The 19,918-nt window shown below is 72.8% G+C and carries 18 protein-coding genes; 13 read left to right on the top strand and 5 right to left on the bottom strand.

Annotation, left to right across the window (positions count from 1 at the left end):
• Nucleotides 1-56 precede the first annotated feature (56 nt).
• The gene (locus ACFZAM_RS05480) at nt 57-1,355 is read right to left on the bottom strand and encodes an MFS transporter (protein ID WP_391042969.1); all 1,299 of its coding nucleotides are present in this window, start codon (nt 1,353-1,355) and stop codon (nt 57-59) included.
• Between the two features lie 241 nt (nt 1,356-1,596).
• Here ACFZAM_RS05480 and ACFZAM_RS05485 point away from each other — a divergent pair, with 241 nt between their 5' ends.
• The 3 genes from ACFZAM_RS05485 to ACFZAM_RS05495 all read left to right on the top strand — a co-directional run bounded on the left by ACFZAM_RS05485 (nt 1,597) and on the right by ACFZAM_RS05495 (nt 3,876).
• Nucleotides 1,597-2,040, top strand: a complete 444-nt coding sequence (locus ACFZAM_RS05485; RefSeq protein ID WP_391042971.1) for a MarR family transcriptional regulator — start codon at nt 1,597-1,599, stop codon at nt 2,038-2,040.
• A 397-nt stretch (nt 2,041-2,437) separates the two neighbouring features.
• Nucleotides 2,438-3,046: an SPW repeat protein gene (locus ACFZAM_RS05490; protein WP_391042974.1), complete on the top strand. Its 609-nt coding sequence runs from the start codon at nt 2,438-2,440 to the stop codon at nt 3,044-3,046.
• Between the two features lie 173 nt (nt 3,047-3,219).
• On the top strand, nt 3,220-3,876 hold the full coding sequence (locus ACFZAM_RS05495) for a GNAT family N-acetyltransferase (RefSeq protein ID WP_391042977.1): 657 nt from the start codon (nt 3,220-3,222) through the stop codon (nt 3,874-3,876).
• A 201-nt stretch (nt 3,877-4,077) separates the two neighbouring features.
• Here ACFZAM_RS05495 and ACFZAM_RS05500 read toward each other — a convergent pair whose 3' ends face one another.
• Nucleotides 4,078-5,739 carry an MFS transporter gene (locus ACFZAM_RS05500; protein ID WP_391043560.1) on the bottom strand — a complete coding sequence of 554 codons (1,662 nt, stop codon included), beginning with the start codon at nt 5,737-5,739 and terminating at the stop codon, nt 4,078-4,080.
• A 118-nt stretch (nt 5,740-5,857) separates the two neighbouring features.
• A complete protein-coding gene (locus ACFZAM_RS05505; protein WP_391042978.1) occupies nt 5,858-6,382 on the bottom strand; it encodes a MarR family transcriptional regulator in 525 nt (174 codons plus the stop codon).
• 48 nt (nt 6,383-6,430) lie between these two features.
• Here ACFZAM_RS05505 and ACFZAM_RS05510 point away from each other — a divergent pair, with 48 nt between their 5' ends.
• Both ACFZAM_RS05510 and ACFZAM_RS05515 read left to right on the top strand, forming a co-directional pair.
• Nucleotides 6,431-7,186, top strand: coding sequence for a dienelactone hydrolase family protein (locus ACFZAM_RS05510; RefSeq protein WP_391042981.1), 756 nt, complete (start codon nt 6,431-6,433; stop codon nt 7,184-7,186).
• Between the two features lie 2 nt (nt 7,187-7,188).
• The gene (locus tag ACFZAM_RS05515; protein ID WP_355336387.1) at nt 7,189-7,455 is read left to right on the top strand and encodes a DUF6295 family protein; all 267 of its coding nucleotides are present in this window, start codon (nt 7,189-7,191) and stop codon (nt 7,453-7,455) included.
• 68 nt (nt 7,456-7,523) lie between these two features.
• On the opposite strand, the gene ACFZAM_RS05520 is transcribed toward ACFZAM_RS05515, so the two are convergent.
• Nucleotides 7,524-10,370: a BTAD domain-containing putative transcriptional regulator gene (locus ACFZAM_RS05520; protein ID WP_391042982.1), complete on the bottom strand. Its 2,847-nt coding sequence runs from the start codon at nt 10,368-10,370 to the stop codon at nt 7,524-7,526.
• An 877-nt stretch (nt 10,371-11,247) separates the two neighbouring features.
• Between ACFZAM_RS05520 and ACFZAM_RS05525 the strand changes: the two genes are divergently transcribed.
• From ACFZAM_RS05525 to ACFZAM_RS05545, 5 genes are all read left to right on the top strand, one after another.
• Nucleotides 11,248-11,790, top strand: coding sequence for a hypothetical protein (locus ACFZAM_RS05525; RefSeq protein WP_391042984.1), 543 nt, complete (start codon nt 11,248-11,250; stop codon nt 11,788-11,790).
• Between the two features lie 91 nt (nt 11,791-11,881).
• Nucleotides 11,882-12,391: a SigE family RNA polymerase sigma factor gene (locus ACFZAM_RS05530; RefSeq protein WP_355336390.1), complete on the top strand. Its 510-nt coding sequence runs from the start codon at nt 11,882-11,884 to the stop codon at nt 12,389-12,391.
• 120 nt (nt 12,392-12,511) lie between these two features.
• Complete coding sequence (locus ACFZAM_RS05535) at nt 12,512-13,384, top strand: hypothetical protein (protein ID WP_391042986.1); 873 nt, start codon at nt 12,512-12,514, stop codon at nt 13,382-13,384.
• A gap of 252 nt (nt 13,385-13,636) precedes the next feature.
• Nucleotides 13,637-13,918 (top strand): Sec-independent protein translocase subunit TatA, encoded by a 282-nt coding sequence (tatA, locus tag ACFZAM_RS05540; protein ID WP_355336392.1) that lies wholly within the window; start codon nt 13,637-13,639, stop codon nt 13,916-13,918.
• Between the two features lie 199 nt (nt 13,919-14,117).
• Nucleotides 14,118-15,224 carry a helix-turn-helix domain-containing protein gene (locus ACFZAM_RS05545; RefSeq protein WP_391042990.1) on the top strand — a complete coding sequence of 369 codons (1,107 nt, stop codon included), beginning with the start codon at nt 14,118-14,120 and terminating at the stop codon, nt 15,222-15,224.
• A 129-nt stretch (nt 15,225-15,353) separates the two neighbouring features.
• Here the strand turns inward: ACFZAM_RS05545 and ACFZAM_RS05550 are convergent, their stop codons facing one another.
• Entirely contained in the window at nt 15,354-15,944 is a 591-nt protein-coding gene (locus ACFZAM_RS05550; protein WP_355336394.1) for a MarR family transcriptional regulator, read from the bottom strand.
• Nucleotides 15,945-16,042: 98 nt separating this feature from the next.
• On the opposite strand from ACFZAM_RS05550, the gene ACFZAM_RS05555 reads away from it, so the two are divergent.
• From ACFZAM_RS05555 to ACFZAM_RS05565, 3 genes are all read left to right on the top strand, one after another.
• Complete coding sequence (locus ACFZAM_RS05555; RefSeq protein WP_355336395.1) at nt 16,043-16,588, top strand: YceI family protein; 546 nt, start codon at nt 16,043-16,045, stop codon at nt 16,586-16,588.
• 256 nt (nt 16,589-16,844) lie between these two features.
• Entirely contained in the window at nt 16,845-17,567 is a 723-nt protein-coding gene (locus ACFZAM_RS05560; RefSeq protein ID WP_355336396.1) for a hypothetical protein, read from the top strand.
• A gap of 221 nt (nt 17,568-17,788) precedes the next feature.
• Entirely contained in the window at nt 17,789-19,912 is a 2,124-nt protein-coding gene (locus ACFZAM_RS05565) for an SPFH domain-containing protein (RefSeq protein WP_391042994.1), read from the top strand.
• Nucleotides 19,913-19,918: the final 6 nt, after the last annotated feature.

A 19,918-nucleotide genomic window follows, 5' to 3' on the forward strand; every position in this document is an offset into this window, starting at 1 on the left:
CGGTGCCCTGGGCGCGACGGCGAGCGGCCCTTTCGGGGGCGCGGGGAACCGCGCGCTCAGCCACGGTGTTCGCGCAGGTCACCACCGGCCCCAGCGGGGTAGTCCGGCTGTCGTCGGGCCACCGGCCCGGCGGTGGGCTGCTCGCGCGGTTCCCCGCGCCCCTTCGGGGCGCGCGCGGACGTGACGCTTCCCGGCCGTCGGCCGGAGGGAGCGGAGCCGCGGCCGAGGGCGGCCGAGGTCACGGCCAGCGCCAGCGCCGCCGCGGCGAGGGCCGCGCCGAGCCAGTTCGGGGCGGTGTAGCCGAGCCCGGCCGAGAGAAGGAGCCCGCCGAGCCACGCGGCCAGCGCGTTGCCGAGGTTGAAGGCGCCGATGTTGACGGCGGAGGCGAGCGTCGGGGCGCCGGACGCCTGGTCGAGCACCCGCTTCTGGAGCGGCGGGACGGTCGCGAAGCCGAGCGCGCCGATCAGGAAGACGGTCACGGCGGCGGCCACCTTGTTGTGCGCGGTGACGGTGAAGAGCGCGAGGACCAGCGAGAGCCCGCCGAGCGTGGCGTAGAGCATCGGCATCAGCCGCCGGTCGGCGTACCGGCCGCCGAGCAGATTCCCGCCGACCATGCCGAGCCCGAAGAGCACCAGCAGCCAGGTGACGGACGAGTCCGCGTAACCGGTCACGTTCGTCATCATCGGCGCGAGATACGTGATCGCGGCGAAGACGCCGCCGAAGCCGAGCACGGTCATGGCCATGGCGAGCAGCACCTGGACGTTGCGGAAGGCGGCCAGTTCGTGCCGGAGGCGTACGCCCTCGGGCCGGGGGATCTCGGGGACGAGCTTCGCGATGCCCGCGAGGCCGAGGACGCCGAAACCGGCGACGACGAAGAAGGTGACGCGCCACCCGGCGGACTGCCCGACGAAGGTGCCCAGCGGAACGCCGACCACGTTGGCCACGGTCAGGCCGGTGAACATCATCGCGATGGCCCCGGCCTTCTTCTCCGCGGCGACCAGACCGGCCGCGACGACCGAGCCGATGCCGAAGAAGGCGCCGTGCGCGAGGGAGGCCACGATGCGGCCCGCCAGCATGAGGGCGAAGGTGGGCGCGACCGCGGAGACAAGGTTTCCGGCGATGAAGAGCCCCATCAGGAGCATCAGCATCCGCTTGCGGGAGATCTTGGTGCCGAGCACGGTCATCAGCGGCGCGCCGACGACGACGCCGAGCGCGTAGCCGGTCACCAGGAAGCCCGCGGTCGGGATGGACACCCCGAAGTCCCCGGCGATGTCGGGCAGCAGCCCGATGATCACGAATTCGGTCGTGCCGATGCCGAAGGCCCCGAGGGCCAGGGCGAGCAGCGCGAGCGGCATGGGAAACACCTTCCGGAGGAGAGGGGACGGAACCGGCGGTACGGACGGGTACGGGACCGGTGCGCGGTTAACCAGCGCCCACAATAATTGCAGACGCGGGATAAGTGCAAACGCCGCCTATTGCGGAAGCGGGCTATCCTGAAGACGCGGCCGACGACGACCGCGGGACCGACCGGTGCGAACCGGCCGGTCGGGGACGAGGGTGGTGCGAGCCGCCGCGAGGCCGGTGGAGGAGCCGAGGATGACCGAGACCGTGGCGCTGGCCCAGGGCTGGTGCGCGCTGTCCCTGCTGCACGGCAGGATCGAGGCGCACATCGAGCGCGCGCTCCAGGCGGGGCACGAGCTGAGCGTGCGCGAGTTCTCGCTGCTCGACGTGCTCAGCAAGCAGCACAACGGCCCCGGCGGCCACCTCCAGATGAAGAAGGTCGCCGACGCGGTCGTGCTCAGCCAGAGCGCCACGACCCGGCTGGTCAGCCGCCTGGAGGACCGCGGCCTGCTGGTCCGCTACCTCTGCGACACCGACCGCCGCGGCATCTACACCGACGTCACGGAGACCGGGCTCGCCCTGCTCGCCGAGGCCCGCCCCACCAACGACCGCGCCCTGCGCGAAGCCCTCGACGAGGCCGCCCGCGAGCCCGAACTCGCGCCGCTGGTCCGTACGGTGGAGGCGCTCGGCGCCCGCTGAGCCCCGACCGCCTGGCGCGTACGGCCGGGGCGACGAGCCACCAGCCGAGCCGGGCCGAGCCGAGGCCGTGCGCCCCGGCCACCCCTCGCCCGCACCCCCCGCCCGTGATCCGCCGGGTCCCGGGCCGGGCCGCCCCCGCCCGCACCCCCGCCCGCGCCGCCGCTGGCACCCCTGCCCCGCGATTCGGTGAGGAAATCGGCGAGGAACGCCCTTGGGCGGTCGTCGCAAGGGTCCGGCGGGGGGCGGCAGGGCGATATGAGGAGATATGTACGCCATCCGAGTGGCCTGAGTGGTATCAGGCGATTTACGCTGTGTGAGGATGCGGCAGCTTCGGGGCGGAGACCCGAAGGACATCCGGTGGTAGAAGCGACTGCACTCAGCAAAGGAGGTGGCTGGAATGGCCACCGAATCGACCAACCCGACGACGGGAATCGATACCCACCCGGACCTGATGGCCCTTCGGGGCCGGTACGAGGAAGCGGCGGCGAAGCCATGGGCCGGTCTCGTTGAAGGTCTGGCCCTGCTGGCCGGGCTTTACCTGGCGATCTCGCCGTGGGTGGCCGGATTCACCGGCTTCCACGCTCTCACCGTGACCAACCTGATCCTCGGCATCGCCCTGGCCGTCCTGGCCCTGGGCTTCGGCTCCGTCCTGGAACGTACGCACGGACTGGGCTGGGCCGCCGTGGTGATCGGCGCGTTCACGATCGTCGCACCCTGGGTGGTGTCCGGTAGCCCCCACGTGCACAAGACCATCCTCAGCAACGTGATCACCGGAGCGGTGATCTGCCTGGTCGGACTCGCCACGATGGGCATGGGCATGCTCGGCCGTAGCCGGTCCAGGAGCCGTGGGCTCCCGGCCGGCGGCGGCCGGATGGGCTCGGACCGCGCGGAGCGCGGCTTCAGCTCGGACCGCGCGATGAGCACGGACCGCGGTGCGCGTTCCGACCGTGGGCTGGGCGCCGAGCGGAGGATCGACCCCGAGCGAAGGATCGATCCCGAGCGCTGATCCGGTACTGAGTCCGGAGCACCGACTCCGGAACCCGGTGGTACGGACGACCGCGAGGCCGCCCGTACCACCTTCACGTACCATCCGCCCCACCTACCACTCCTGAGCGCTGTTGTGAAGGGCTCGGGGAACTGAGATGCCGTGCGCTGTCCGTATGAGTGACAATGCGCCGTATGAAGATCGGCACCGACGGTGAACTCCCCGCCCCCGAGCGGGATTTGGGCTCGGACCCGGCTGTCTCGGACCCGGCTGTCTCAGGCCCGGCCGCCCCGGACCCGGCCGCCTCGGACTCGGCCCCCGACGTGATCGTGCGCCGCGCGACGGCCGCCGACGCGGACGCCCTCGTACGCCTCAGAGCCGTGATGCTCGACGCGATGGGCACGCGGGTCGGCGGGGACGACGCGCCGTGGCGGGCGCGGGCCCGTACGTGGTTCACCGAACGCCTCGCCGCCACGGGCGAGTTCGCCGCCTTCGTCGTGGACGACCCCGAACTGGGCGTGGTGAGCAACGCGGTGGGCGCCTGCGACCGGCACGCGCCGGGCCCGACCAACCTCAGCGGTCTGCACGGCCACATCTCCAACGTCTGCACCGACCCGCGCCGCCTGCGCCGCGGTTACGCGCGGGCCTGCATGGAGGCGGTGCTCGACTGGTTCGCCGACGAGACCCAGGCGCGGGTGATCAACCTCAACGCGACCGCGGACGGCGCCGGTCTCTACACCGGCCTCGGCTTCGCGACCCCGCCGCACCCCGCCCTCCAGGTCCGCCTCGACGGCACCATCGCGCCGGTCCCTGTCATTCGTCAGGAGCGGACCGGGCCCGGCGTCTCCTAGCGTCAGGCGGTGACGGCGGCCGGCGGGACCCGGCCGCCGACGCGACGGCCGGCGGGGGTCCGGCCGCGGACGGAGGGACATCACCATGCGCAGGATCACGCGGGGCGCCGCCGCGCTCGCAGCTCTGCTGGCAGTACAACGGCGGCGACTGCCGGATCACCCTGGAGCTGAACGACCACTGGTCGTACAACCTCACCCCGGTCAACTCGATCGTCTTGAACCGGCCCTGACCTGGGGCGGCGTGGCCTCGGCCGTCACCGCCCGCGTCGCGGGCCCACCGCGCAGCAGCGACGCGGTGGCGGCCAGCAGGCCCATCCCGGCCGCCGTCGCGAAGACGATCACCAGCCCGTGGTGGAAGGGCGCCGAGATCAGGTGCGGGAAGAACTCCTTCCCGGTCAGCACCGCCCTGTTGTGCGCGGGCAGCGTGTCCAGCACACCGGTCGGCCCGAGCAGCGTCTGCACCGGATTGACCCCGAGGAAGGCCGAGAAGACCGTCGAGACCGGCGGCAGCGACGCCGCGTGGTGGGCCACGTCCGGGGGCACGCCCTGCGCCCGCAGCCCGCTGTCCAGCGCCGACGGCAGCCGGTCGGCCAGGCCCGCGATCAGCAGCGAGAAGAACACCCCGATCGACAGCGACATCCCGGAGTTCTGGAACGTCGAGCGCATCCCGGACGCCGCGCCGCGGTCGGTGGAGGGCACGCTGCTCATGATCGCCGAGGTGTTCGGCGCGGAGAACATCCCCGAGCCGATCCCGTTGCACATGATCAGCAGCGCGAACGCCCAGTACGAGAACGTGATCGGCAGCAGGAGCAGGCCGACGAAGCTGAGCGAGAAGACCAGCAGACCGCCGGTGGTGAACGCCCGTACGCCGTACCGGTCGGACAGCCACCCGCACAGCGGCCCCGCGATCAGGAACCCGGCGGTCAGCGGCAGCAGGAAGATCCCGGCCCACAGCGGCGCGTCGTCGAACGCGTAGCCGTGCAGCGGCAGCCAGATGCCCTGGAGCCAGATGATCAGCATGAACTGGAGGCCGCCGCGGGCGACCGCCGCCAGCAGCGAGGCCGCGTTCCCCGCGGCGAAGGCGCGGCTGCGGAACAGCGCGAGCCGGAACATCGGCTGCGCCACGCGCGTCTCGACGACCACGAAGACGATGAGCAGCACGACGCCGGAGATCAGCCCGGTCAGCACCTTCGGGCTCAGCCAGCCCATGGTGTGGCCGCCGTAGGGCTGGATGCCGTAGGTGATGGAGACCAGCAGCAGACCGAGGCCGACGGCGAAGGTGAGATTGCCCCACCAGTCGATACGGGACTGCCTGCGCGTGGAGGTCTCGCGCAGCGAGCGGTAGGCCCACACGGTGCCGAGGATGCCGAACGGCAGATTGACCCAGAACACCGCCCGCCAGTCCCACGCCGACAGCAGCCCGCCCAGCACCAGGCCGACGAACTGGCCGGACAGCGCCGAGATCTGGTTGATGCCCAGCGCCATGCCGCGCTGCTCGGCGGGGAAGGCGTCGGTGATGATCGCGGCGGAGTTCGCCATCAGCATGGAGCCGCCCACGGCCTGGACGATCCGCCAGCAGATCAGCCACATCGCGCCCGCGCCGCCGTGCGCGGGGTCGAAGGAGAGCGCGACCGAGGCGAGGGTGAAGACGACGAAGCCGAGGTTGTAGATCCGCACCCGGCCGACGATGTCGCCGAGCCGCCCGAGGGTGACCACCAGGACCGCGGTGACCAGCAGATACCCCATGATCATCCACAGCAGGTAGCTGATGTTCCCGGCCGCGAACGGGTCCAGGTGGATGCCGCGGAAGATCGCGGGCATCGAGATGATCACGATCGAGGAGTCCACGGTCGCCATGAACATCCCGAGGCTGGTGTTCGACAGCGCGATCCACTTGTAGCGGTCGGGGCGGGGGCCCGCGGGGCCGGGACCGGGCGGGGCGGCGCGGGCGGGTATGTCCGAGGGGTCGGGCTCCGCGGGGTCAGACACGGCGGGTGATCCTCTCCAGCAGGGGAATCGCGTCGGCCAGCAGCCGCTGCTCCTCGGGGGTCAGCTCCTCGTCGATCGCGCGGGCCAGACGGCGGGCGCGCTCGGCGCGGGCGCCGTGCAGGCCGTCGAGACCGGCCTGGCTGAGGGAGACGACGATGCGGCGGCCGTCGGACGGGTCGGGGTCGCGGACGACCAGGCCGCGCTCCTGGAGCACGCCGATGATCGTGCACATCGACTGCGGCCTGATGCCCTCGCCCGCGGCCAGCTCCGTCGCGGTGGCCGGGCCCTCCCGGTCCAGCCGGACCATGGCCGAGATCTGCGAGAAGGTCAGCTCCCCGTCCGGCTTCACCTGCCGCAGCCGCCGCACCAGCGGGCTCAGCGCCACACGCAGGTCCACCGCGATGCGTCCGGCCTCGGCCGGACTGCCCGTACCGGCCGGGTCGCCCGGGTCGTCCGGGCTCGCCGCCGTGCCGGTCGCGTCGGCCGCGGTGCCAGCCGCGTCGCTGCTGGTCGTCATGATGATCAGTATAAACTTATCAGTCCAGGCTTATGGTATAGCTGGCGCATGACTGTTTCCCCCAGCGGTTCGCTGACCGCCACCACCGTCACGATCACCGGCCACGGCGGCGACGAGATCGAGGCGTACGTGGCCCGACCGGAGGGCGACCACCGCCGCGGCGGTGTCGTCGTCATCCACCACCTGCCCGGATACGACCGCCCGACCAAGGAGATGACGCGGCGGTTCGCCGAGATGGGCTACGACGCCGTCTGCCCCAACCTCTTCCACCGCGAGGCCCCCGGCGCGGCCCCCGACGACGCCGCCGCGGTCGGCCGCGCCAACGGCGGGGTTCCGGACGAGCGGCTGGTCGGCGACGTCGAGGGCGCGGTCGCGTACCTGCGCGCCCTGCCCACCTCCAACGGCAAGGCCGGCGTCATCGGCCACTGCTCGGGCGGCCGTCAGGCCGTGCTCAGCGCCTGCCACCTCGACGTGGACGCCGCCGTCGACTGCTACGGCGCCTTCGTCACCGGCACCGTCCCCGAGGGCTTCGTCCTGCGCATCACCAACCTCGTCGACCAGCTCCCCGGCCTCCGCGCCCCGCTGCTCGGCCTGTTCGGCGCCGCCGACAGCCACCCCAGCCCCGCCGAGGTCGCCGAGCTGGAGCGCATCCTCACCGACCTCGGCAAGGAGTACGAGTTCCACAGCTACGAGGGCGCCGGACACGGCTTCTTCGCCGTCGACCGCCCCAACTACAACGTGCCCGCCGTCCAGGACGGCTGGGAGCGCATCGCGGACTTCTACGGCAAGCACCTGGAGGGCTGACCATGTGCACGTACTCCACCGTCAAGGCCGAGGTCGAGGGCAGCGCCAAGGGGCCGGGCGGCTCCTGGTTCCACGTCACCGACGTGACCGTCTACTTCGACCACCCCGTGCACGCGCTGGCCGAGCACACCCTGAACATCGACTTCGCCGCCCCCGCCAAGGGGCCTTCGGCCCGCGTCGCCCTGGAGCTGACCGCGGACTCCGCGCGGGCGCTGATCACCGCGATCCAGGACGCGCTGGCGGCGGTGCCGCGCGAGATGGCCGTCTGACCACCGGGCCCGCGGGCCCAAGGCCCTTGCCGCGCGGCGGAGTTCGGGCCGGAGGCCCGGCCCCGCTGCTACGCGACCCCGTCCTCGCTCTGCCGCACGCACGCCGACTCGCACGCGTCCAGTCGCGCCAGGCCCGCCAGTATCGTCCGCGCCTTCGCCTCCAGGCGGTAGGTGCGGGCGAGTTCCAGGGCCCGGTCCCAGTGCTTGCGGGCGGAGGCGGGGTCGCCGCGCTCGAAGTGCGTACGGGCCAGCACCTCCAGGGTGTCGGCCGCCGTACCGCGGTCCCCGAGCCGGTCCAGGATCGCGACCGTCTCCTCCAGCGCCGCGACCGCCTCGTCGTACCGGCCCACGGTGCGCAGCGCCTCGCCGAGGCTGGTGAGGCTGCGCGCCGTGCTGGTCAGCAGCCCGCGCTCGCGCCACATCCCCAACGCCCGCCGGTAGCAGGCGATCGCGGCGGCCGGGTCGCCCGCGCCCAGGTGCGCGTCACCGAGATTGCCCAGCACGGTCGCGACCCGGTCGGCGTCGCCCACCGCGTAATGCAGGTCGAGCGACTGCCTGCCGTACTCCAGCGCGAGATCGTGGTCGCCCAGCGCGTGGTGCAGCCCCGAGAGGTTGTTGAGGATCGCCGCCTGCCCCTGGAGGTCGCCCGCCGCCTCGAAGTACCGCCGGGCGACGCCCAGATGCTCAAGGCACGGGTCCACCCGGTCGGCCATGCCGTGCGCGACGCCGAGCCTGCTGTGCATCCACGCCCTGCCCTGGACGTCCCCGGTCTCCTCCACGCAGGCCATCGCCTCCTGGAGGCACAGGTCCCACTCACCGGTCCACCAGTACGCCTGCGCGTAGCCGAACAGACCCGCCGCCAGCCGCCACGCCACGTCGGGCCAGCGGCGCGCCGCCGCCAGCCGTATCGCCTCCTTGATCGCGGGCAGCTCCTTGACGCACCACCGCAGCGCGGCCTCCTCGCTGTCGAACTCCAGCGGGGGCACGGCCGGTTGCTCGTGCAGCGGCGGTATCGGATGGCCCTCGGGCGCGAGCAGGGCCGCGGTCCCGGCGACCGTGACCGTGTACCAGACCAGCAGGCGGCGCAGGCCGTTCTCGCGGACCCGCGGCGGCACCTCCTCGGCGGCGCGGGTCGCCGCGTACTCGCCCAGCAGATCGTGGAAGGAGTAGTGGCCGGCCCGCGGAGTCTGCAACAGGTGCGTGTCGACCAGCGCTTCGAGCAGGTCCTCGGCCGGGGCGGGGTCGCGGCCGATCAGCGCGGCGGCCGGGACGAGGTCCAGCGGATGGCCCGGCCACAGGCCCAACAGCCGGAAGGCGCGGGCCGCTTCGCGCTCGGCGGCCTGCGGGCTGTCACGCATCGCGAGATAGCTCATCGCGAAGGTGTCCTGCACGGCGAGGCCGCCCGCGGACAGCGCGTGCAGCCGGTCGCCCGCGCCGTCCAGCCGCTCCGCCAGCGCGGTCAGCGGCCAGTTGGGGCGGGCCGCCAGCCGGGCGCCCGCTATGCGCAGCGCCAGCGGCAGTCCGCCGCAGGCCGCCAACACCCCGGCCGCCGCCGCCGGTTCGGCCGCCACCCGCTGCTGCCCGCACACCGCGACCAGCAGCCGGTGCTGCTCCTCCGCGCCCAGCGGCTCCAGCGGCAGCCGTACCGCTCCGGGCAGATCCGCCAGCGTCCTGCGGCTCGTCACGATCACCGCGCTGTCGCCGCGGCCCGGCAGCAGCGGCACCACCTGCGCCGCGTCGCCCGCGTTGTCCAGCACCAGCAGCACCCGGCGGCCGTGCAGCGCCTGCCGCAGCAGCGCCGACAGGTCGTCCGGGTCGTCCGGCAGCGGCAGCGCGCCGCCGGTGCCCGGCGCGCCGCCGTCGGCCAGATCGCCCAGGAACCGGGCCAGCAGGTCGCGCGGGCGGCGCGCGTCACCCGCGCCGAAGCCGCGCAGGTCGGCGTAGAGCACGCCGTCGGGGAAGTCGCGGCGCGCCCGGTGCGCCGCGTGCACCGCGAGCGCCGTCTTGCCTATGCCGCCCATGCCGGTGACGACCGCCACGCGCGGGGCGTCCGGGTCGCAGGGGCGTATCACCCCGAGCAGCGCGGCCAGTTCGTCCGTACGGCCGGTGAAGTCGCCGGTGTCGGCCGGGAGTTGGGCCGGTGGAGTGGACGGCTGGGCTTCCTGCGGGGCCGCTTCGTCCTCGGGGGCCGCCAGGATCTCGCGGTACGCGGCCTGCACCGAGGGGCCCGGCTCCACGCCCAACTCGTCGACCAGCGTGCGGCGCAGGTCGTGGAAGGCGGCAAGTGCCTCCGCCTGCCGGTGCGTTCGGTGCAGGGCCAGCATCCACTGGCGGTGGAACGGCTCGCGCAGCGGATGCGCCGCCGTCAGCGCCGCCAATTCCGCCGCCATTCCCTGATGGCGGCCCAGCGCCAACTCCGCGTCGAACCGCCACTCCAGGGTCTGGAGCCGGGCCTCCGCCAAATGCGCCGCGTACGCCCGCAGCGGGTCCGACAGCGCCGGTACGTCCGCCAGCGGGTCGCCGCGCCACAGCGCCAGTGCCGCCCGGCACTCGGCCAGCACCGCCGGCCAGTCCCCGTCCCGGTGCGCCGCCCGCGCCGCCGCGTGATGCCGTACGAACACCTCGGCGTCCAGCTCGCCGACCGCCACGTCCAGTACGTAGCCCTGCGGGACCGCCCGCAGGCGCGAACCCGGGCGGTCGTCCTCGGCCAACAGCCGTCGTAGCCGGGCCACATGATTGTGCAGCGACGCCGTCGCCGTCGGCGGGGGCTCCTCGCCCCACATCGCCGCCTTCAGGGCCTCCGGGCGCACCGCCCGGCCCGGACTGCTCAACAGCGCGGCCAGCAGTGCCCGCGCCTTCGCCGAGCCGACGCCGCCACCCTCCACGGTCACAGCTCCGAGCAGCTCGAACCGCATCCGTGGCCCTCTCTGGCCGTTCCCCCGAACGGCGCGTTAGCCCCATGTTAGCGGCCGGTTGGCGCCCCCCTCCATGCTTGACCTCCGGGTCCGGCCCGGCGGCGCGGGTGGGTCCATCCACCGCCGCAACGGGGGCGCGGCACGCCGCGGCCGGACCCGACCACTTCGCCCCCTCCCGCCCTCCGGGCGCGGGAAGACCGCCTCGCCTCTCCGCAAGGCCGTGCCCCTGCGCACGCCGCAGATGCGGTCGCCTTCGGGCCGGCAGCCCGGTGGGGGCGTGTCGCGCAGTTCCCCGCGCCCCTGGTGGGGCGGACCGCTTTTTGTCCGGGGGGCAGGCACGGGCTTTTAGGGGCGCGGGGCTGTGTTTGATGTGCGGCTGCCGCCGCGTGGGCGCGCTCAGCCACGGCGGTGGTGCGCCGTGAGAACCGGCCCCGGTGGGGCAGATGCGGTTGTTTTCGGGCTGGCAGCCCGGTGGGGGCGGGCCGCGCAGTTCCCCGCGCCCCTGGTGGGGCGGACCGTTTTTTGTCCAGGGCGCCACGCCGATCTTTTAGGGGCGCGGGGAACTGCGCGCTCAGCCACGGCGGTGGTGCGCCGTGAGAACCGGCCCCGGTGGGGCAGATGCGGTTGTTTTCGGGCTGGCAGCCCGGTGGGGGTGGGCCGCGCAGTTCCCCGCGCCCCTGAAATGCCCCGCCTCGCGCAAGGCCAGCGGCCCTCGTCCTCATCCGCAAGAGCCCGCGCCCCTTAAAAGATTCGGTGTGCCGCCCTGGGCAAAGGGCGCTGTTCGGGGGCGCGGGCCGGGAAAGATCGGGGGGCCCACAGCGGGAGCGTGTCAGTGGGGTGTGGGCGGCGTGTCAGTGGGCGGGGGGAGGGTGGGGGCATGGAGAAGACGGTGGGCGGGGAGAGAGCGGCAGCGAAGGCGGCGGCGTTCGGGAAATTCGTGGTGTGCGGCGGAGGCGTCGGCCTGCTGTCGAGCGCGGTGCTGGTGGCGGCGGCGGGCCACGCCCCGTTCGCGCTGGTGAACGCGGTGGTCACCGTGGTGTCGACCCTGCTGGCGACGGAGCTGCACCACCGGATCACGTTCAGGTCCGCCGAAGGCGGATGGGCGGGGTGGCGGGTGCACAGCAAGTCGGCGCTGACGCTGCTCGGGGCATACCTGTTCACGACGGCGGCCGTCCTGACGCTGGACCACGCGCACCCGCACCCGGGCGCCCTGCTGGCGCAGGCCGTGTACCTGGGGGCCTCCGCCCTGGCGGGCATCGCCCGCTTCGCGACGCTGCGCCTTCTGGTCTTCCCCACCCGGAACCCGGCCCGCGAGGCCGCCCGCGAGGCCGCCCGCGAGGCCGCCCGCGATGCCGCCCGCGAGGGCACCCGCGAGGCCGCGAAGCCGTTGGACCGGGACGGTGTGGCGGCAGCCGCGTAACGGCCCGGAGACGTCCCCGGGCGCCCCGTAACATTCCCCGTTCCCCGCCGCGTCGAAGAGGTGAAGGGTCGGACGGGGGAAGGGGAGCGGGATGCGAGAGGGGGAGACGGCGGCGTATCTGGAGTTCGCGGCGGTCCGCGCGAGCCACCTGTACCGGTCGGCCTGTCTGCTCGCCAGCGGCGACACGCACCTGGCGGAGGACCTGGTCCAGGAGACGCTGGGCCGGATGTTCGTCGTCTGGGGCCGGATGGCGAAGGTGGGGAATCCGGCCGCGTACGCCCAGACGGTTCTGGTCCGCGCCTTCCTGACCCACCAGCGGCGGCGCAGTAGCAAGGAACGCCCGAGCGCGGAGCTGCCGGACAGCCCCACGCGGCACGGCGACGACGCGACGCTCAGGATCACGCTGCTCGACGCGCTCGGCCGGCTCTCGCCGAAGGACCGGGCGGTCCTGGTGCTGCGGTACTGGGAGGACCGCAGCATCGAGGAGACCGCCGAGGCCCTGCGCTCCACACCGGGAGCCATAAGGACCCGCACGGTACGCGCGCTCGCCCGGCTCAGGGCAGACCTCGGCGGCAGCCTCGCCGATCTCATCGCCCGCTGAGCCGCGTCGGCTGCAACCGATTTCCGTCGACAGACAGACAGACCAACCGGCCGCACCCGTGGCCGTACCCCCACACGTAGACCGCATCCGTACACACCAAACCGAGACGGTGGTTCCGCCATGCCCATCGAACCGATCGAATTCGAAGACGAGCTGGGCGACGCGCTGCGCCGCACCGCCGACACGTTCCAGCCGGACGACTCCCGCGGCCTGGTCGCGGAGGGGCACGCGCACGGCCGCAGACTGCGCCGCAGGCGTACGGCCGCGATCACCGCGGGCGTCGCGGCCTTCGCCCTGGTCGGGGTGGGCGGCGCGCTGGTCGGCGGCCTGGTCAAGGGCGACGGGGGCAGCGGGGTCGCGTCGGCGCCCACGAAGCCCGCGGTGTCGTCCGCGGCCTCGGACAAGGCGAGTTCCGCGGCGAAGCCGGCCAGGCCCGCGATGACGGCCAAGCAGGTGATGGACCTGTTCCTGGCGACGCTGCCCAAGGGTCATGTCACGAAGTCCACCTGGCCCAGCCGCGGCACCGAGGAGGGCATTCCGCTGGCGGCGGTCGTCTTCAACAAGGGGCTGGTGACGCTCGGCATCGGCGTGGGCGAGGCGGTGCCGTCGTGCCCGGACTTCCCCTCGCAGGACCCGGACACCTCGTGCACGTCGACGCACGTGCACGGCGGCACGCTGACGATCTCCAAGGGCTTCGAGTACTCCGACCACCGGGCCGAGACCAAGGAGTGGTACGCGACCCTCGTCACACCCTCCGGCGCCGTGATCAGCCTGAGCGAGTGGAATTCCAGGGATGAGAAGGACGCCCCGATCTCACGTCCGAATCCGCCGCTCAGCTCGGCCCAGCTCGCCAAGATCGTCACCGACCCGCGCTGGCAGCGGGTGATCGACGCGCTGCCCGACCCGGACAAGGCGACCAGGGACAACGCGGCCATGGACCCGTCGGCGAAGGACAAGGCGTCCGCCCGCCTGGCGGGCACGTACGGCGGCTGACACCGCCCCCGGCCCGGACGTTCCCCGGCCCGTCTCCCGGCCCGTCCCCCGGCGCCTCGCAGGGCCTTCCCCCCGCCCCCTCCTCCGGTCCGCCGCCGACCGGACCGGGGGAAGGGGGGCTTCCCGTTCACAAGCTTTTTGCGCATGCTTTGAGTACCCGGGTGCCGTCGGCGACGGCTTTCGGGTGACAATGCGACAGTCGAAGCTGAAGTATTCGGCACAGTTGGCCCCCTGAAAGAAGCGAGGATCTCCATGTTGCGAAACGGGCTGGAGCCGTGGCACCTGATCGTGGTGGCGATCGTCGTCATCGTGCTGTTCGGTTCCAAGAAGCTGCCGGAGGCGGCCCGCGGACTCGGTAAGTCGATGCGCATCCTCAAGTCCGAGGCGAAGGCGATGAAGAGCGACGACACGGGGCCCGCGAGCCCCGAGCCGACCGCCACCGCCACCCCGGCGCCCGAGGCCATCACCCCGAGCGACGTCGTGACCGCGAGCGAGACGACCCCGACTCCGCAGCCGACGACCACGGCCAAGTAGCCGCCCCGCGCGCGGCGTTCACCGCCGCGTCCGCCGGGTATCCGGCCGAATCACCGCGAAGCGCCCGTCGGCCCCCCGCCGGACGCCGCTGGGACGCGGCCTGCCCCCGCCCCCCGTTTCCGGGATCCGGCAGCCTTGATACGTTCCTGATGTCCAGGAACCGGAAGGCCGGATCCGGTGGAGTGACGGGGGGCCAGTGGTGACCACGGGTACGGACAGCGCCGCGGAAGCCGTACCGCCGGAGTTTCTGACCGGTTTTCCCGAAACGCTCGCCGAGGTCTCCCGCAGTTGCCGCCCGCTCAGCCGCGCCGAGCGCGAGAGCCGCCGCGCGCTGGGCGAGCAGGCGGCGGACTCCGGCATAGCCCTGCCGTCGCTGATCGGCACCCACCTCACCGCCGTCCGCGAGACCTGGCCCGTACTGCCCGGCGTGGCGGACGCCAGGAGCACCGCCGAGCTGCGGCAGGTCGGCGCCGCCGTCCTGGCCGCCCTGGAGACCGGTGTCGCCGCCCTCGCCGAGGGCCACAGCCGGGCGCAGCGGCACTCGGTACGCCGCGCGGCCCTCGCCCGCCGCGCCTTCGTCGACGACCTGCTCTACGGCCGCAGCGACCCCGGCCGCCTCGCGGAACAGGCCGAGGGCTTCGGACTGCGGCTCGCGGGCCAGCACGTCGTGGCGGTCGCCGCGGCGCCCGAGGACGGGCCGTACGACGAGACGCACCCCGCGCTCAGCCGGGTCGAGCGCGAACTGGCGGGCCGCTTCGGTGACCACGACGCGCTGGTCGCGCCCAAGGACGGCCGGATGGTCTGCGTCGTGCCCGGCACGCAGCGCCAGGTGCTCGACGCCTTCGTGAAGACTGTCGCCGCGCCCAGGACCGCCGTCGGCCGCTCGCACAGCGGCGCCTCCGGCGTGGTCCGCTCGTACGAGGAAGCGCTCAGCGCCCTGGACCTCGCCGACCGGCTCGGCCTGGAGGCGACCGTGCTCAACGCGGCCGACCTGCTGGTCTTCCCGGTGCTGATGCGGGACCGCGCGGCGATGCTCGACCTGGTCAAGACGGTGCTCGGCCCGCTGGAGGAGGCGCGCGGCGGGGCGCTGCCGCTGCTGGAGACGATCACCGCGTACGCCGCCGCCGGGTACGTGAACGCCGAGGCCGCCCGGCGGCTCGACCTGAGCGTGCGCGCGCTGTCGTACCGGCTGGAACGTATCGCCGCCGTGACCGGCTTCGACCCGGACGACGCCTTGCAGCGCTACACCCTGGAGACGGCCGCGATGGGCGCGAGGCTGCTGGACTGGCCGACCAAACCGCTGTGAGCCGCGCGCCGACGCGGCGCGTGCGCTGACGGGGACGGGCGCGCCCGAGCCAGGGCCCTGCCCACGCGGCGGGCGGGACGGCTCGGCGGGTGCGCTGACGTGGCTGGTGTGCCGACGCGGCGGCCGGGGCTACGCGGCCGGCGGGGGCGGTGTCGCGCCGGTGGGTATCGCGGCCGCTCCGGCGGCGCGGGCGGCGGCCACTTCGGCGGCTTCCGCCTCCTGCGTCGGGCAGCTCCGGTCCTCCTCCGAGCGGGCCTCCTCGCACTCCGTCTTGAGCCCGGCGCTGATCGCCCGGCCCGCGTCGCGCAGCGTGGCCAGCTGCTCGGGGGTCAGGACGTCGAAAAGGTGCTCGCGGACGGCCGTCACATGCCCGGGGGCCGCCGCTTCCAGTGCGGCGAACCCGGCGTCGGTGAGCGTCGCCACCCAGCCGCGCCGGTCGCAGTCGGCGGGGCTGCGTACCACCCAGCCCTGTTTCTCCAGCGCGGACACCGCGTGCGAGAGGCGGCTGCGCGAGGACTGCGAGGCTTCCGCCAGCTCGCTCATCCGCAGGCTGCGCCCGGACGCCTCCGAGAGCCGCACCAGAATCTCGTAGTAGGCCATGGGCATGCCGGACTCGCGGCGGAGCTGGCGGTCGATATACGCCGAGAACTCCACGCTGGCGGTCATATACGCACGCCAGATCTCCTGCTCGTCGTCGCTCAGCCAGCGCACATCGTCCATGCCCACCAGCATACGGGTGGTTGAACTCTCAACACCATGGCGTTATGGTGGGTGAGCGCTCAACCAAATACCCCGGTTCACCGCTCAAGGAGCCCCACATGTCCTCCCAGACCGAAGTGATCGACGGCTACGTCGCCGGCAAGTGGACGATCGACGCGGTCCACTCCGATGTCTCCTTCTACGTCCGTCACCTCGGTGTCTCCAAGGTCCGCGGCAGCTTCGACAGCTTCGAGGGCACCATCGAGACCGCCGAGAACCCGGTGGACTCGAAGGTCTCCGCGGTGATCAAGACCACCTCGGTGAGCACCAACAACGAGATGCGCGACAACCACGTCCGCAGCGCGGACTTCCTGGACGTGGAGAAGTTCCCGGAGCTGACCTTCACCTCCACCGCGATCCGCCCCAAGACCTCCGAGCTGTTCGAGGTCGACGGCGACCTGACGCTGCACGGCGTCACCAAGACCGTCACCCTCCAGCTCGAACTGAACGGCTTCGGCACGGCCCCTCAGGGCCACGCCATCGCCGGTTTCTCGGCCGCCACCGAGATCAGCCGCAGCGACTTCGGCGTGACCGGCGGCGCCGCCGGCGCGGCCGTCAGCGACAAGATCCGCATCGCGCTGGAGATCGAGGCCGCCCAGGGCTGAGGCCCCCGCGCCCCGCCCATCCACGGCACCGCAGATCACGCGTTCTCCCGCCTTCGCGCGGCGTATTCCACGGCTCCGGCCGCCCTCCGTACGGGTCACTCCGCGCGGACGGCGGCCGGAGCCGTTTCGGTTGCGGTCGGTTCAGGACGTGTAGACGCGGTGAAGACTGCCGGGAACCGGCAATGCGACAAAGGTTCCCGGACTGCGACAATCATCGCGGGGCGGGGGAGAGCCGCACAGGGGGGAGGTGTTGGGGATGGGGGAGTTCACCAGCATCGTTCTCGGCTTTCCGACCGTCCTGTTCGGCGGGGCCCTGGTGGTCGTGGTCTGCTTCTGGCTCGTTGTGCTCCTCGGGGGGGCCGATGCCAACGGACCCGGACACCACGGCCCCGACGCCGACTTCGGGGGCGCCGGTCACGGCGGTCACGGCGGGCTCGACGCGCACGCGCACGACGCCCCGGACGGCGGCCACGAGGGCCACGGCGGACTCGGCGGCCTGCTGGCCGCCACGGGACTGGACGGCGTGCCCGTCACCGTCGTCTTCTCGCTGCTCACCGCGCTCGCCTGGTTCCTGAGCCTGGCCGGCTCCGCGGCGCTCGACGGCGCCGGCCCGCCGGGCCTGGTGCGCACGCTGCTGTCCTTCGCCGTCCTGTGCGGCGCCGTGATCGGCTCCTGGTCACTGACCTGGGTGCTGGTCCGCCCGCTGCGACGGCTCTTCCCGCACGAACGCCCGCCCTCACGCGAGGACTTCGTCGGGCAGCCCTGCGTGATCCGCACCGGACGCGTCACCGGCGCCTTCGGCCAGGCCGAGGTCACCTCGCCGGACGGCTCCACCGCGGTGGTCCAGGTCCGGCAGAGCGGCGAGGACAGGTACGCGGCGGGCAGCACCGCGCTGATCTACGCGTACGAGCCCGACGGCGAGTTCTTCTGGGTCGCGCCGTTCGACCCTTACGAACGCATCGGCCCCGCGACGGTCTGAGCGGTTCAACCCCTGAAGGCCGCGGCGCCCGAAGGCTTCACCGCCTCGGGGCCGCGACGCCTCGCCGCGCCCGCCCGTCCGCACCCCCACTGAACGTCCCCACTGAACGTCCCCGCCGGCCGGACCACTCCGGCCGGTCCGCCTCGCCGCGCGGCACCAACCCGCCGTACGGCGGCACATCGTCCCCGCACCACCAGACCCGTAGAACCTGAGGATCTGCCATGGATGCCACCGCCATCGGAATCGGCGTGCTCTTCGGAGTGCTTCTGCTCATCGCCCTCGGAACGCTGTTCACCGTGAGCCGGCTGTTCCGAAAAGTCGCCCAGGGCCAGGCGTTGATCATCTCCAAGGCGAAGCATGTCGACGTCACCTTCACCGGCGCCGTCGTGCTGCCCGTCCTGCACAAGTCCGAGCAGATGGACATCTCGGTGAAGACCATCGAGATCCAGCGGACCGGCCGCGAGGGCCTGATCTGCCAGGACAACATCCGCGCCGACATCCACCTGACCTTCTTCGTCCGCGTCAACAAGACGAAGGAGGACGTGATCAAGGTCGCGCAGGCGATCGGCACCGAACGGGCCAGCCACCAGGGGACGTTGCAGACGCTGTTCAACGCGAAGTTCTCCGAGGCGCTGAAGACCGTCGGCAAGCAGCTCGACTTCGTCGACCTCTACACCCACCGCGAGAACTTCCGCGACCGGATCATCCAGGTCATCGGCACCGACCTCAACGGTTACCACCTGGAAGACTGCGCGATCGACTTCCTCGAGCAGACCCCGATGACGCAGCTCGACCCGGCCAACATCCTGGACGCGCAGGGCATCCGGAAGATCACCGAGCTGACGGCGATCGAGCACGTGCGCACCAACGAGTTCCAGCGCACCGAGCAGAAGGAGATCACCCGGCAGAACGTCGACGCGCGCGAGACCATCCTGGAGCTCGAACGCCGTCAGGCCGAGGCCGAGATCAAGCAGCGCCGCGAGGTCGAGACGCTGCGCGCCAAGGAAGAGGCGGCCACCGCCCGCGTGCAGGAGGAGGAACGCCTGGGCGCGCAGGGCGCGTTCATCCGCACCGAGGAAGTGCTCGGCGTCCAGCGCGAGAACCAGCAGCGCGAGATAGCGGTCGCGCAGAAGAACCGCGAGCGGGTCATCGCCGTGGAGAACGAGCGGATCGAGAAGGACCGCGTCCTCGAAGTCATCGCCCGCGAGCGGGAGACGGAGCTGTCCCGGATCTCCAAGGAGAAGGAGGTCGAGTCCGAGCGCCGCGAGGTCGCGGACGTCATCCGGGAGCGGATCGCGGTCGACCGCACGGTGGCCGAGCAGGAGGAGTCGATCAAGGCGCTGCGGCTGGTGCAGGAGGCCGAGCGCGAGCGGCAGGCGCTCATCATCACCGCGGAGGCGCAGGCGCAGGAGCAGCTCGTCAAGGACATCAAGGCGGCGGAGGCGTCAGAGCAGGCCGCGCACCACAAGGCACGCGAGTCGCTGACCATGGCCGAGGCCCGCAAGCAGGCCGCCGAGCTGGACGCCGCCGCCAAGATCCGGCTGGCCGAGGGCATCCGGGCGGAGGCCGCGGCGGCCGGGCTCGCCGACGTCGAGGTGCGCGAGCGCAGCGCGGAGGCGATCACCAAGGTCGGTCACGCCGAGGCCGAGGCCACCGAGGCCCGGCTCAAGGCGGAGGCGGAGGGCTCGCGGCTGCTGGCGCTCGCCAACGCCGAGGGCACGACCGCGCAGGCGAAGGCCGACGCGGCGATGATCGGCGAGAAGCTGAAGGCGGAGGCCGAGGGCCTGACGGAGAAGGCCGCCGCGATGGCGGCGCTCGACGACGCCTCGCGCGGCCACGAGGAGTACCGGCTGCGGCTCGCCGCGGAGAAGGACATCCGGATGGCCGGGCTCGACACGCAGCGCTCCATCGCGGAGGCGCAGGCGACGGTGCTGGCCACCGGCCTGGAGCACGCCGACATCCAGATCGTCGGCGGCGACAGCGTCTTCTTCGACAAGCTGCTCGGCGCGGTCTCGGCCGGGCGCAGCGTCGACAACTTCGTGGCGAACTCCGACACCGTCAAGACGCTCGCGGGCACCTGGCTCGACGGTTCGGGCAACAGCTTCACCGAGGACGCCACGCGCGTGCTGTCCTCGCTCGGGTCCGGTGACGTCGCCAACCTCACCGTCTCCGCGGTGCTCGGCCGCCTGATCGCCGAGGGCGGTCCCCAAACGGGTTCGCTGAACAAACTCCTCGACCAGGCACGGTCGTTGGGCCTGGCCGACGCGCCGCTGAGCGCTCTGCGCGGTGCCGCGCCCGACGCCCAGCCCGCGGCCTCCTCGGCCAACGGCCTCGTCAAGAAGTGAGGGGGC

It is taken from the genome of Streptomyces sp. NPDC008079, assembly GCF_042957385.1.
GTDB lineage: Bacteria > Actinomycetota > Actinomycetes > Streptomycetales > Streptomycetaceae > Actinacidiphila.